This is a genomic window from Pseudoalteromonas sp. S3260 (assembly GCF_005886925.1).
Classification (GTDB): Bacteria; Pseudomonadota; Gammaproteobacteria; order Enterobacterales; family Alteromonadaceae; genus Pseudoalteromonas; species Pseudoalteromonas tetraodonis.
The window spans coordinates 1-13,087 of the sequence record NZ_PNCV01000011.1; the positions used below are offsets into that span (position 1 = coordinate 1).

General features: G+C 40.6%; 12 protein-coding genes. 5 read left to right on the forward strand and 7 right to left on the reverse strand.

The window, feature by feature from the left end; all coding sequences use genetic code 11:
* Positions 1 to 98 precede the first annotated feature (98 nt).
* From CWC14_RS02255 to CWC14_RS02265, 3 genes are all read right to left on the reverse strand, one after another.
* Positions 99 to 716, reverse strand: a complete 618-nt coding sequence (locus CWC14_RS02255) for an HAD family hydrolase (RefSeq protein WP_076922561.1) — start codon at positions 714 to 716, stop codon at positions 99 to 101.
* Between the two features lie 250 nt (positions 717 to 966).
* A complete protein-coding gene (locus CWC14_RS02260; RefSeq protein ID WP_033103224.1) occupies positions 967 to 1,461 on the reverse strand; it encodes a DUF6702 family protein in 495 nt (164 codons plus the stop codon).
* A gap of 2 nt (positions 1,462 to 1,463) precedes the next feature.
* A complete protein-coding gene (locus CWC14_RS02265; RefSeq protein WP_138561029.1) occupies positions 1,464 to 3,908 on the reverse strand; it encodes a M1 family metallopeptidase in 2,445 nt (814 codons plus the stop codon).
* A gap of 426 nt (positions 3,909 to 4,334) precedes the next feature.
* On the opposite strand from CWC14_RS02265, the gene CWC14_RS02270 reads away from it, so the two are divergent.
* From CWC14_RS02270 to CWC14_RS02285, 4 genes are all read left to right on the forward strand, one after another.
* On the forward strand, positions 4,335 to 4,571 hold the full coding sequence (locus tag CWC14_RS02270) for a hypothetical protein (protein ID WP_013462818.1): 237 nt from the start codon (positions 4,335 to 4,337) through the stop codon (positions 4,569 to 4,571).
* Between the two features lie 66 nt (positions 4,572 to 4,637).
* The gene (locus CWC14_RS02275; RefSeq protein WP_138561031.1) at positions 4,638 to 5,885 is read left to right on the forward strand and encodes an exonuclease SbcCD subunit D; all 1,248 of its coding nucleotides are present in this window, start codon (positions 4,638 to 4,640) and stop codon (positions 5,883 to 5,885) included.
* Positions 5,882 to 9,532 carry an AAA family ATPase gene (locus CWC14_RS02280; RefSeq protein WP_138561033.1) on the forward strand — a complete coding sequence of 1,217 codons (3,651 nt, stop codon included), beginning with the start codon at positions 5,882 to 5,884 and terminating at the stop codon, positions 9,530 to 9,532. The genes CWC14_RS02275 and CWC14_RS02280 overlap by 4 nt, the downstream gene beginning before the upstream one ends.
* 9 nt (positions 9,533 to 9,541) lie before the next feature.
* The gene (locus tag CWC14_RS02285; protein ID WP_138561035.1) at positions 9,542 to 10,198 is read left to right on the forward strand and encodes a class I SAM-dependent methyltransferase; all 657 of its coding nucleotides are present in this window, start codon (positions 9,542 to 9,544) and stop codon (positions 10,196 to 10,198) included.
* Positions 10,199 to 10,301: 103 nt separating this feature from the next.
* On the opposite strand, the gene CWC14_RS02290 is transcribed toward CWC14_RS02285, so the two are convergent.
* Both CWC14_RS02290 and CWC14_RS02295 read right to left on the reverse strand, forming a co-directional pair.
* Entirely contained in the window at positions 10,302 to 10,511 is a 210-nt protein-coding gene (locus tag CWC14_RS02290) for a cold-shock protein (RefSeq protein WP_008463923.1), read from the reverse strand.
* 289 nt (positions 10,512 to 10,800) lie between these two features.
* Complete coding sequence (locus CWC14_RS02295) at positions 10,801 to 11,253, reverse strand: Lrp/AsnC family transcriptional regulator (RefSeq protein ID WP_013462814.1); 453 nt, start codon at positions 11,251 to 11,253, stop codon at positions 10,801 to 10,803.
* Between the two features lie 114 nt (positions 11,254 to 11,367).
* On the opposite strand from CWC14_RS02295, the gene CWC14_RS02300 reads away from it, so the two are divergent.
* A complete protein-coding gene (locus tag CWC14_RS02300; protein ID WP_138561037.1) occupies positions 11,368 to 12,012 on the forward strand; it encodes a LysE family translocator in 645 nt (214 codons plus the stop codon).
* Between the two features lie 14 nt (positions 12,013 to 12,026).
* Here the strand turns inward: CWC14_RS02300 and CWC14_RS02305 are convergent, their stop codons facing one another.
* Together CWC14_RS02305 and CWC14_RS02310 are read right to left on the reverse strand one after the other, a co-directional pair.
* Positions 12,027 to 12,563, reverse strand: coding sequence for a DUF6942 family protein (locus tag CWC14_RS02305; protein WP_138561039.1), 537 nt, complete (start codon positions 12,561 to 12,563; stop codon positions 12,027 to 12,029).
* A gap of 1 nt (position 12,564) precedes the next feature.
* A complete protein-coding gene (locus CWC14_RS02310; RefSeq protein ID WP_058155619.1) occupies positions 12,565 to 13,020 on the reverse strand; it encodes a YaiI/YqxD family protein in 456 nt (151 codons plus the stop codon).
* Positions 13,021 to 13,087: the final 67 nt, after the last annotated feature.

Sequence of the window (13,087 nt, forward strand, 5' to 3'; positions counted from 1 at the left end):
ATGCTGCGTTATCGCCTATTTATGGGGAATAACCACACCACATAGGCGCTGCCTTGCCTAAATACCAAACAGACTGCTGCAAATTCAACCTTGAAAGGTCAACAGACCCTCACTTTTTCAGCGTAATTGTCAATTAATGACACCAACTCATCAAACGCATGAATAACAAAATCGGCTTGTTCGGCATACCCGGGGGTTACATCAGGTGCATACAAACAGGCACGCATATTGGCATTGTGCGCCGCTTGTATGTCGTATAAATAATCACCAACATAAATCACATTATCAACCGGCATTTCCCATTGAGTTGCAACCGTTAATAAAGCGCTTGGATCGGGTTTTGCTGGTGCGTCTGTTCGGGTGAGTACTGTTTCTATTGGTAGCGGGTTATTCTGTAACTTTAATGTCGCCGCCTTATCAAAATTACGTGTAACAATGGCCATAGGTATGTTTTTAGCTTGTAGCGCTTTAACAGCCTCTACAACGCCAGGTAGAAGCTTAGCCGATTGTGCATCTAATAACTCATGCTGATGCACTATATTCATTGCTTCTTCACGCATATAGGGGGAAGGCAATTGTTCTATGTAATCGAGTAAGTCTTGTTCTGCAGGGCAACCTACTTGGGCTTTTATCAATGAAAAGTTTAATTCTGAAGATACTAAAGTTCCGTCTAAATCAAAAATAACACCTTTGATTGCCTCAATTTGCGTTTTCATTTCATTCCTTGCGCTAAATAATTAGCTCAGTATGCTAGGTTTGGCTTAGGTTAGCTAAACCTTTAATAAAAAGTATATCAATAAACATATAAAAACAGCTCAGTCCATTGAAATTTAATTATAGCTCACTTGATAACGTAATAGTTTGGGTTTGTATAACTGGTATAGTAAAGACTTTACGATGCAATTAATTAACTCGATCAGCTATAAAGGAAAGTGCGCACCCTCTAAAGGTGCGCAATAATAGTGGTTATTTCGGCTCAAATTTCGCTTCAAGCCAGGTATCGTCTTGGCTAAAGTTTAAGGTTTTGATCTGTCCTCGCCCTTCAACGTTCACCATATTCACTTGTGCAGGCCACAAATCACGCAGTGCACCATGACTCATTCTAATGCCCTCAATCTCATCGGGAATAGCAGCTTCTTGGTACACCCAAAAAAACTTACCATCCACTTGTGCACCTACATAATTAAGGGTGAGGGGCTCACCGCTCAAGGTTTGTAAGGCAACATGAGATTCAACATACTTGGCAAAGCGTTTTTGGTCACGCTTGTTACTCATAATATCAACTTTGCCTTGAAACAAGTTACCAACAGCATGCTCTGTGTCATGTAAATAAAAACGATGCATCAATTCAATATTGTGCGTACGCTGATTAAATAACACCGTTGTAACGGATGATTTTAATTGATGCGCCATACTTGGCGCAGCAATTAAAAAACAAACAATAATAAGCAAAAAACGCATTATTATTGATCCTCGTCGTTATTTTTTTCGTCTTTTGGCTCGTCTTTTTTCAGCTCTGTTTTGATATCTTGCATAATATCGCGGCTTACTTTTGCCTTACTCTTTTCACGTTTATACACTTCAATACGCGAAGGAATAATACGACGTGGGTAGTGGTTATTTTCTACATCAACATCTGCTGTTTCCCAGCCTGGATCAACCGTTACTGAGGTAAGCGGTTTGTTTTTGTCGGTAATAATCAGCTTTTGTACGTTTTTGTGATTACGACGCCAAATTTCTGCAGGAATATAACGTTCCTCTTTAGTGCCATCTTCATACGTTAGCTCTAAAAGAATTGGCATCACTAAGCCACCGAGGTTTGAAAACTCCATCACGTAGTAGTTTTTGTCTTCTTCTAGCGCGCGATCAAGTGTTTTACGCTCCCACGGCTTTAAGCCTTTTAAAAACTTATTGTACGTATTACGCTCTTTGTTTGTAACGGTAAAACGATCGTTTTCGTCATAAAAATCTGTCACATCTGGATTTTGTTCAACCCACGTTTTTTTACCTTCAGCGCGATTACGCTCAACAAATAATGAACTTGGCTTATTCGCTTCAATATCACGTAAACGTTTAAAGTCGATATCTGGATTTTTGGTGTCTAAACGTAATTGATATACTTTATCAAGCGAGATATCGACATGGTCTGTGGTGTAGAACCAACCACGCCAGAACCAATCTAAATCAACACCTGAGGCTTCTTCCATAGTACGGAAAAAATCAGCCGGAGTAGGGCGCTTATATTTCCAGCGCTGAGCATATTCTTTAAACGCAAAATCAAATAATTCACGCCCTAAAATCACTTCACGTAAAATATTTAATGCCGCAGCAGGTTTAGTATAGGCATTAGGGCCTAAACGTAGCACGCTGTCTGATTGCGTCATAATAGGCACTTGAGTCTCTGACTTCATGTAAGCAACAATGTCACGTGGTTCAACACCCCATGGAATGGTTGGATCCCATTCACGCCCAGCAACACCGTCTAAAAAGCTATTTAAACCTTCATCCATCCAAGTCCATTGGCGCTCATCTGAGTTTACAATCATTGGAAAGTAGATATGACCCACTTCATGAATAACAACACCAATTAAAAAACGCTTTTCTGCTTGAGAGTAAGTGCGTGTACCATCGTCTTGTAAATCTGTACGTGGGCCATTAAAAGTGATCATTGGGTATTCCATACCCCCTACAGGGCCATTAACTGACTGCGCAGTTGGGTATGGGTAATCAAATGAATACTGTGAATACACTTCCATCGTGTGTACAACCGCTTCAGTTGAGTATTTCTTCCATAAATCGCCACCTTCTTTAGGGAAGAACGACATCGCCATAACGAGTGGTTGTTCATCACCACCTTGCTGGTAACCTTTAGCATCCCACATAAATTTACGTGATGATGCCCAAGCAAAGTCACGAACATTTTCTGCTTTAAAATGCCATGTTTTTGTTTTGTCTGTACCGGCTTTTTCGTTTTCGAGCGCTTCTTCTTCGGTAACAACAAACACAGGGCGTTTTGCTGTTTCAGCTTCTTTTAAACGCTTGCGCTGAGTGCTGGTCAATACCGAGCTTGGGTTATCAAGCTTACCAGTTGCCGATACAATATGATCCGCAGGAACCGTAATTTCAACATCGTAGTCACCAAACTCTAAAGTGAACTCACCACTGCCTAAAAACGGTTTGTTTGTCCATGCTTCGTAATCGGTGTAAGCCGCTAAGCGAGGAAACCACTGTGCAACCAAGAAAATATCGTTACCGTCTTCTTCAAAATGCTCGTAACCTGCACGTGCGCCTACCGCGTCTTCTTCAACGAGGTTAAACGCAAAGTCCATACTAAACTCAACATCTTTACCTGGTTTAAGTGGCGTATTTAAATCAATGCGCATTAAGGTATCAACCACAGTCACGCGCAGCGCTTTACCATCTTCATCTTTAACATTGCTAATGGTGTAACCCAGTTCATTGTCGTTCATAAACTGTTGACGACGTAAATCACCTAAGCTTAACTTAGCTGGTTTTGCATCTGGTTCGTTTTGTAGGGTACTTTTAAATGTTTGTGTGGTTTCTGCAATTGAGTCATTTTTAAAAATATTTTGATCAAGCTGAAGCCATAGATACTTTAATGTATGTGGAGAGTTATTTTTATATTCAATTGTTTGACTCCCCGTTAAGCGACGCTTTTGCTCATCAAGCTTTACATCAATATCGTAATCAACGCGTTGTTGCCAATAATTTTCAGCAGGGGCACCAGCTGCACTGCGGTAAACGTTAGGCGTAGGTAAAGCTTCATCTAGTTGACGAAACTTATCAACATAGCTGCCTTTAGTTTGCTCAACAGATGAGGCAAGCACAGTGCTTGCCATTGCCAAAGGCATTATAAACGCACTGAGTGTAAATAAATTTTTCTTCATTGTTAATCCTGATCTATTTTAGTAACGCTACTGTGACAAATTTACAGCTTAGCTTCAATAAAATAGCGATAAAACCCTGCTTTTATAGGGTGATATTCCCCACCTTTTTGTAAATACAATAAATAGCGTTTTATACAACAAAAAAGAACGAACATTTCGTCAGAAATTGAATAAAAAACAAAGGCCATTAATACGCTAAACAAAACTGTAAAGGGGGTTTACAAAACACACTGGCTATCACTAAAAGTAGAGATAAAACAAAAAAACACAGCTATTTTCATTAAAAAAGCTAAATAACGCAGTTTTAGGTTGATCTTTACTATGGTTTGTAATTAGAATCGCCCACTTTTTTAATTTGAGAGCATTTTTTAGCGTTTCTCTCAAATATTTTTTGTTCTAACTAATCGTATTAAGTGTGGTGAGTTTATGGATTTTTATGTCCTAAAAAAGCAGCAAAAACTAATTGCAATACCAGCAGACGTGCAAAATTGTAAGCAGTATATAAACTCGGGTTATCTGTATATTGATAAAGTCGCTGCTTGTAATGAAACTAATGCACTGCAAGTATTACAAGCTAAAAAAGCCAAAGCATTAAAGTGGCCTTTAACAATCGCGCTCGCTGCTTTGCCCGTTATTTTTATAGCTTGGTATACTTTAACCTAAAGCGATACTTGCATCTTTAATTGCCTTGGGTATATTGGCGCTCTTATGGTTTTTTAAGAGCGCAAAATGAAAGTTATTCACACTTCAGACTGGCACCTAGGTCAGCAATTTTATGAACATGATCGCCGTCATGAACATCATGCTTTTTTCTCTTGGTTATTAACCACCCTCGTTAGCCAACAAATCGATTTATTGCTTGTTGCAGGCGACATTTATCATACCGCCACCCCCAGTGCTAGCGCCGAAAACCAACTCTATCAATTTATAAAAAACGCCAAAGCCCAGTGCCCACAATTACACGTTGTTATTATTGCGGGTAATCATGACTCCGCTAATCGTATTTTGGCTGCACAGCCCTTATTAGCCCAGTTTGATACTCATGTGGTAGGGCGGTTTGATCCTGCTAAACCCAGTGACGTTGTAATAACGATTAATAACGATGATAAACGCGCTGTGGTACTCGCTATGCCTTTTTTACGCACCAGTGACATAAGCACGCTTAGCCAAACCGAAGATGGCCCTAGTTACGCACAGGGCGTTGCAAAAGCCTATGAACTTGCTCTTGAACATGCGCTAACACTTAACGCTGAAAATACGCCTTTAATTGTTATGGGTCATTTGCATGCAAAAGGCGGTAATATTTCCGGTGACTCTGAACGTAATTTGGTCATTGGCGGTGAAGAAGCTATTTCAGCGTTGGTATTTGGTAAGCATGCCAATTACGTCGCACTAGGCCACTTACATAAAGCGCAACTAGTGGCTAAAAATGAGCAAATACGTTACAGCGGAACGCCTATTCCAATGTCGTTTTCAGAGAGAAAGTATACCCATCAAGTCAACGTGGTTGAGTTTAACGTACAAAAAGACCAACCGCTAAGCACTACTGTAAACCCCCTTTACATTCCGCGCTTAGCAGAAGTAATTGTACTCCCTGAAGGAGAATGTGTGCCTTTAGCACAGCTGTGTGAGCAAATAAAAGTACTCGATACAGAGCAATACGACATTGCTCCCTACTTACGAGTAAAACTTAAATCAAGTGATATTGACACCACTTTTCGTGAGCAAATTGAGCAAGCACTAAAGGGCAAACAAGTTAACTTTTGCGGTATAGAACGGGTACGCGATCAGCAAGTGAGTAATTCCTCAGAAACGGTATTTGAGGATTTAAGCTTTGTTGAAATGCTCAACCCAATTAGCTTACTCGAACAAGCATTTAATAATGATAAAGATATGGCCGCAGCGACCGTGCCCAATGAATTAAAAGCACTGTTAACCGACGTAATTGAAGAACTTGAACAGGAGCAACTGCTATGAAAATAACGGCTGTTCGTATTCATAATTTAGCCTCCATTGCCGATGCCGAAATCGACTTTTTAGCCTCGCCACTCAAAGACGCAGGCCTCTTTGCCATTACAGGTGATACCGGCGCAGGAAAAAGCACCGTACTCGATGCTATCTGCTTAGCGCTTTATACAAAAACTGCGCGTTTGAAAGGCGATAAAGGTAACCTAATTGATTTTAATGGCGATAACATTAAACTTAACGATGCCCGCAATTTATTGCGCCGTGGCAAATGGGAAGGGTACGCCGAAGTAGATTTTAGTGGCCAAGACCAACAACTTTATAGAGCACGCTACAGTATTCAACGCACGCATAAAAAAGTAACCGGCAAACTAAAAGTGGCAGAGCATACTTTGCATAGCTTACCTGATGAAACCTTAATTGCCGACAAAAGCACCACCATCAAAGCCATTGAAAATAAAATAGGCCTCACTTTTGAGCAATTCTCCCGTGCAGTGCTACTAGCACAACATGAGTTTGCCGCCTTTTTAAAAGCCACCGGCGATGAGCGCGCGCAGCTTTTAGAGTGCCTGACTGGCACCGATAAATTTAGTCGAATAGGGCAGCGTATATTTGAGCGCAACAAAGCTATTAAAGATAAATTTGAATTACTAACGGCAAGTTTAGCCAGTTATACGTTATTGTCTGACGATGAGCTGAGTGAAAAACAACAAACGCTGGCTGATTTAAAACAACAAATTGAACACACTAAAACAACTTTAGCAACGACAGAGCAAGGTGTTAATTGGTATAAGCAAGCACATAGCTTAGAGCTGACATTAAAAAATGCTCAGCAAAACGAGCAACAAGCACATGCCGCACTCAATGCTGTTAAAGCGCAAACTGAGCAAGCAAAACAAGCGCAAAGTGCGCTTGAAATTAAAGATAACCGCCAGCGCTGTGAAAGCTTAACAGCGCAAAATAGCCAGTTAAATACACAAATAAAACAATTAAACGAGCTTGATCACAACGCGCTGATCACCGAGCAAGCCAGTAACGTTAAAAAACAGCAAAACGAATTAGATACAGCAAAGCAACAAAAGCTAACAGCAGAGCCTCTGATTGCAAAAGCGCGAGAGCTCGACAGCCAATTAGCAATATATAACCAAACTATAAAAAGTCTGACTCAACAAAGCGCCAAAGAGCAGCAACAATTAAGTGATTTACAACAGCAGCTACAACAAAACAAAATAAGTGCAGAGCTAGCCACAACGCAAATCACAGGGCATCAGCACTGGTTGAACGAGCAGAGTCAATTAAAGCCATTGGCAACTGATTGGAACTATTTTCATCATAGCTTTAAGCAGTTTTTTAATACTCAGACACAACTAAAAACAACCCAGCAGCAAGCTCAGGCTCACGCAGAGCAACAAACAATACTCACAGCAAAACTTAGCGAGCAAAATAAACAACTCGAACAAGCAGAGCAAACGCTTACAACGCAGCAGCAAAGCCTAAATAAGCTAAACCAGCAGCACGCTCAATTTAACATTGAACAATGCGACATTAAGCTTAAAAACATTGATTATTTAAAAGATCAGCGCACACGCTATAAGCAGTTTAACCAAGAATTAAAACACACGGTGCAACAGCAACGTGATGTGGCAGAAAAGCTCAGCCACAGTGAACACACTAAAACTACGCTGCTTACGCATTTAGCCAGCAAAGAGCAGGCACTTAAACACGCAGAGCAAGCGCTTAATCAAGCGAGGCTTCGCGCCAGTGAGCATGTTGAGCATTTACGCGCACAACTGGTTCCAAATGAGTCGTGTGCCGTTTGTGGGGCTACAGAGCACCCGTTCGCGAGCAATCAAAGCCAACCTTTTACAAACTTAATAACCGACTTTGAAAATGCATATAATAGCAAAAAACAGCAACACCAAGATGCTCAAGCACAGCTTCATCAACACCAAACACAACACGCTGTTTTGGTGGCAGAGCATGCTCAGTACAGCCAAGCCATTAGTGATGCACAAGCCAAAATGCTGGAAATTAAAAATACCATGCAAGCGGCTAAAACCGAGCTTAATGAGTTAACAGTTGAGCAGCTTGATGAAACTTATAAGCAATTAAGTGAACAAAAAACACAGTATTTTTCGGCGCAAAAACAGCTTAGTAATTTGCAAGAAACTGTTAACCAGCTGCAAAGCACAGTTAAAAAAGAACAAGCGACACAGCAACAATTAAACACACAGCATGTTGAGCTGAGCAATCAGCAATCTCAGCTTAATAACAAATGCGATGAACTAGCAACTCAAAACGAAGCGATTATAAAAGAGCTCAATTTACATTTTGAACACAGTGATTTTTGGCACGCATTGCAAGCAGGATCGTTAACGCTTAGCGATTTAGCTCAGCAGGTAGAACAATATCAGCAAATCCAAGCACAGCTTGAACAAAGTCAAAAACAATGCGACAGCGCCAATGTACAGTTACAACAACTAACACCGCTTATAACCAAAGCAGAGCAGCAAATTAGCACGCTCAATGAAGAATTAACTAAAGCACAGCAACAACACAATAATACGCAGCAACAGCGCTTAGCCTTATTTGATAACCAAACTATTAGCGCCGATGACTACCAAGCTAAACTGTCAGCACAGCTAGAGCACTGCCAAAGCCAATTAAGTGCCAGCCAACAAGCACACGACAGTGCCGTAAAACAGCGCGATGAACACGCTATCACGCTTAAAAACCTTGAGCATCGTCTGGCAGATAACCACCAAGAGTTAGTGATGCTTGAAACGCGTTACAGCGACTGGTTTAAAGAATTTAACATCCTTCATGGCGATATCAGTCATGAGCAAGTCACATTTTTACTAACTATCAGCAACGACGATATTAAAACTCAGTTAAAACAAGGCGAGCAACTATCGCAAGCAGTCGTTGATGCCAGAGCCGCGTTAAAGCAACAGCAACAAGCTAATGAACAGCACCAACAAAATAATCAGCCAACGCAAAGCGAAGCACAGCTAATTGAGCAACAAAACCACTTAAATACCCAGCAAACACAATTGCAAAATAGCTTACTCACCATCAACACCGCGATTGAGCAGCACAACCAAAATGCAAAAGCGCTTGATGGCAAACAAGCTGAACTAAGCCAACTCAAGCAACAGGTTGACCAATGGCATTTACTTAATAAAGTGCTCGGTGATGCCACAGGTAAAACAATGCGTAATTTAGCGCAAACACAAACACTCAAAATATTGCTGCATTATGCTAATAGCCATTTAAAAACCCTTAACAAGCGCTATGAGCTCACTGCAATTGCTGAGTCACTTGATATAGCCATTATCGACCGCGATATGGCCGATGAGCAACGCTCGGTCAATACGCTATCTGGCGGTGAATCGTTTTTAGTGTCGTTGGCATTAGCACTTGGACTTGCCTCACTATCTTCGAACAAAGTGCAAATTAACTCGTTATTTGTTGACGAGGGCTTTGGAACACTAGATAGTGAAACACTCAGTATTGCCATGGACGCGCTAGATTCATTGCAAGCGCAAGGTAGAAAGGTCGGTGTAATTTCACATGTAAGTGAAATGAGCGAACGCGTTGCTACACAAATTCATGTCGCTAAAAAACCGGGTGGATACTCCACCATAAACGTAATTTAAGGAGACAGCATGCCCACTTTCACAGGCGAAGAAGCACAAGAATATGATAACCGCATTACCCGTTTAGTCCCAGGCTATGAGCTACTTCATCAACTAACCAATGCACAGCTGCAAACCACGTTAAGCGACGATGCACACATTTTAGTGATTGGTGCCGGCACAGGTAAGGAAGTATTAGCATTAGCAAAAATGAATCCTAAATGGCAGTTTACTGCCCAAGACACCTCTAGTGATATGCTCGATATTGCAAAACAGCGCTTTGCAAAGCAAGGTATTGATAGCCGTGTCACTATTGAATGTAGCCCAGTTGATAAAGTAAAAGCGAAAGCAGACGCCGTATTATGTTTACTGGTGATGCATTTTGTAGAAGATAACGGCGACAAAAAACAAATTCTTAAAAGCATTAAAACTAACCTTAAAAAAGGAGCGAATCTTTACATTGCTGATTTAATGCGCCCAGAAACAACATTTGAGCGTGAGTCACAATTAAACACCTGTGCTCAATTAGGCCTAACTGAAGCAGGCAAAACTCAAATGGGGCATAACCTCGAAAGAGAGTTTTACCCCCTAGATCGTATGCGCTTTAGTGAACTACTGAATGAATGTGGATTTGGTATTCCAAAGCTTTATTTTAAAGCACTTGGCTTTAGCGGTTACGTTGTATAAATTTTTGTCAAAAAAAAAAGCTAATATCATAATGATATTAGCTTTATTGCTTAACACTAGTTTAAGCGGAGTGAGTGCGCTTTAAAGCCCACTCCCTCTATAATTAGATGCAAACGATGTTTTCAGCTTGCGGGCCTTTTTGACCTTGCGTTACAGTAAACTGTACTTTTTGGCCTTCGGCTAATGTTTTGAAACCGTCGCCAGAGATAGCACTGAAATGTGCGAAAACGTCTGCGCCAGATTCTTGCTCAATAAAACCAAAACCTTTTGCTTCATTGAAAAATTTTACTGTACCAGTAGTTGTATTAGACATAATAATATCCTAAAAAAATAATAAAAAATTTGCCTTAAAATAGGCGTTTAACAGGAAGAAAACAAACATTTAACTTGAGGATATCGCGAAGGATTATTACTAATAACAACGAGGTACTTACAAATAAACAGGGCTTTCTATCAACCCGATGGCAAGCACAATAACAGCAATACACTTTATAACAAGCTTTATTTACACTTTATTTTTACCTATTTAGGCAAAGCCCGCTGCCATAGGCTTTGCAGCGTCATCGGCTTAACTTTTTAAAGTTCGTGTAAAACATAACCTGTTAAAAGTGCAAGTTACGCGCTCTTACAATATCTTTCATCACAATGGTTGAGGTTAAACGTTGTACACCCGGTAAGGCTGATAGCTTGTCATCGTAGAGTTGCTGAAACGCGGCTAAATCTTTAGTAACGACGTGTAATAAGTAATCAGGGGTGCCAAATAAGCGTTGTGCATTGGTGATCTGAGGGATAGCATCGACTGCTTGCTCTAATTTGCTTAACGACGCTTTATCACCTTCTTTAATAGTAATAAATACTAACGCAGAAAAGTTTAAACCAACCTTCTCCGGTGATATTTCTGTTCTGTAGCCAACAATTGCTTTGCTTTTCTCAAGCTCTTTTACACGACGATGACAAGGTGACACGCTTAGCCCAACACGATCAGCCAATTCAGAAAGGGTGAGCCTGCCATCAACTTGCAACTCAGCAAGAATTTTCCTATCTATGGTATCCATAGTTGATTATTTCCTAAAATGAACGCTTATGTCAGTAAAATACAGTAACTTTTACTCATCAGAAAGAAATAAAATAGCAGCTCACTTATTTTGGGTTTTAGCGCATGGATACGTATGGATATTAATATTATTTTTTCTTTTTGGCTGGTATCAATCTTGTTTGTACTTACCCCCGGTGCCGATTGGGCTTATACAATCAGTGCAGGTATAGCGGGTGATAAAATCATTCCTGCGGTGTCAGGATTAATACTTGGGCATTTAATGGCTAGTTTGATTGTGGTGATAGGGTTAGGCGCGTTATTAGCGTCGCATGCCATGTTTATAAAGCTGTTAACCTTATTTGGTGCTTTGTATATCATTTGGATTGCCGTATCACTGTACCGATTTCCTCCAATGCCTGCAGCCTATAACGATGGCCAAGAGCACACCTCAGACACGCCTCTAAAGTGGATGAGAAAGGGCTTTATAATTAGTGGCTTGAATCCCAAAGTGATACTGTTATTTTTAGCCTTATTGCAGCAGTTTGTTTTACCAACACTGTCATTTTCTATTACTGAACAATTGCTGGTACTTAGCATTATTCATTTAGTTGGCTGTGCGCTGGTATATTGGTTAATAGGGGTAAGTGCCAGAAAAATCCTCAGCAATAATCCGGCGCTCTCACTAAAATTTGGCCGTGCATCGGCCTGCATCCTATTTATTTTGGGATCGCTCATGCTAGTTGATAGCGCTAACACACTGAGCGTAACACTTACCTAAAAAACGAAAGTGGCTTAGATTATTCGCAACTGAGCCACTAATTCACTCAAACGGGCAATTTTAATATTACTCAGCTGCCTATAATCAAAATAGGGGCATACAATAATATTCTGGCTTTTATCTATAGCAAACTCATCATCAAGCCAATCAAGTTGGGCGTTTAATTTACCTTGTTGTATTAAGTTTTTAGCGTGAGTTCGCCCAGCAATAATGTGCAATTGATTTTTATGCTCAGTAAGCACCGGCGCACTAAAGAGTAATGCAGTACCGTTATGCTTTTGTAATAACAGCTCATCGCGATATGCTTGCCAACTCTTGGCTTGTTTAGCAAAAGCGTAATACTCGCTTGGCAGCGCAAACAACACCTTGGCGTATACATTAAAAACTTTTCGCCAGCCATTGCCACAGTGCTGGTTTATGCTATTTATTTGCCCACTAACTACAGGCTCTAGCTGCGCAAGTGTTTCAAAGTAAGGCATAGGGGGCGCTTTTGCTACATACACAGCAACAATGAATGAGTCATCACCTAACCCTATTAACTGGCTGCTCACTTTAACTGCTCTTATTTTGCACTAAAATACGATCAAGATTGTTAGCAAAGTTTTGTCTGTCACTTTGGCTTAATGGAGGCGGCCCACCACTCATTTCTACACCACTTGAGCGCATAGTATCCATAAAATCGCGTACATTTAGTAATGAACGAATGTTTTCAGTGGTGTATAGCTCACCGCGCGGATTAAGTGCTTGGCCGCCATTATCAATCACTTCACTTGCCAGTGGAATATCTCCTGTGATCACTAAATCGCCTTTTTCAATCCGTTTTACTATTTCATCATCAGCCACATCAAAGCCCGATGACACTTGTAGTCGGCTAATAAATTTTGACGGTGGGATGCGCATGGCATGATTTGCAACCAGTATTGTTTCTGTTTGCGTACGCTCTGCAGCTCTAAATAAAATTTCTTTTATTACCACCGGACAAGCGTCAGCATCAACCCAAATTTTCATGCTAAGTTCTTTAAATTGCTTTAGTATTAAGGCGATCCTATAGCAATTTCTAAAGAAAAGGAAACAA

Coding starts and splice junctions, on each gene's coding strand:
- CWC14_RS02255 (WP_076922561.1), bottom strand. CDS start 716: ATGAAAACGCAAATTGAGGCAATCAAAGGTGTTATTTTTGATTTAGAC.
- CWC14_RS02260 (WP_033103224.1), bottom strand. CDS start 1,461: ATGCGTTTTTTGCTTATTATTGTTTGTTTTTTAATTGCTGCGCCAAGT.
- CWC14_RS02265 (WP_138561029.1), bottom strand. CDS start 3,908: ATGAAGAAAAATTTATTTACACTCAGTGCGTTTATAATGCCTTTGGCA.
- CWC14_RS02270 (WP_013462818.1), top strand. CDS start 4,335: ATGGATTTTTATGTCCTAAAAAAGCAGCAAAAACTAATTGCAATACCA.
- CWC14_RS02275 (WP_138561031.1), top strand. CDS start 4,638: ATGAAAGTTATTCACACTTCAGACTGGCACCTAGGTCAGCAATTTTAT.
- CWC14_RS02280 (WP_138561033.1), top strand. CDS start 5,882: ATGAAAATAACGGCTGTTCGTATTCATAATTTAGCCTCCATTGCCGAT.
- CWC14_RS02285 (WP_138561035.1), top strand. CDS start 9,542: ATGCCCACTTTCACAGGCGAAGAAGCACAAGAATATGATAACCGCATT.
- CWC14_RS02290 (WP_008463923.1), bottom strand. CDS start 10,511: ATGTCTAATACAACTACTGGTACAGTAAAATTTTTCAATGAAGCAAAA.
- CWC14_RS02295 (WP_013462814.1), bottom strand. CDS start 11,253: ATGGATACCATAGATAGGAAAATTCTTGCTGAGTTGCAAGTTGATGGC.
- CWC14_RS02300 (WP_138561037.1), top strand. CDS start 11,368: ATGGATATTAATATTATTTTTTCTTTTTGGCTGGTATCAATCTTGTTT.
- CWC14_RS02310 (WP_058155619.1), bottom strand. CDS start 13,020: ATGAAAATTTGGGTTGATGCTGACGCTTGTCCGGTGGTAATAAAAGAA.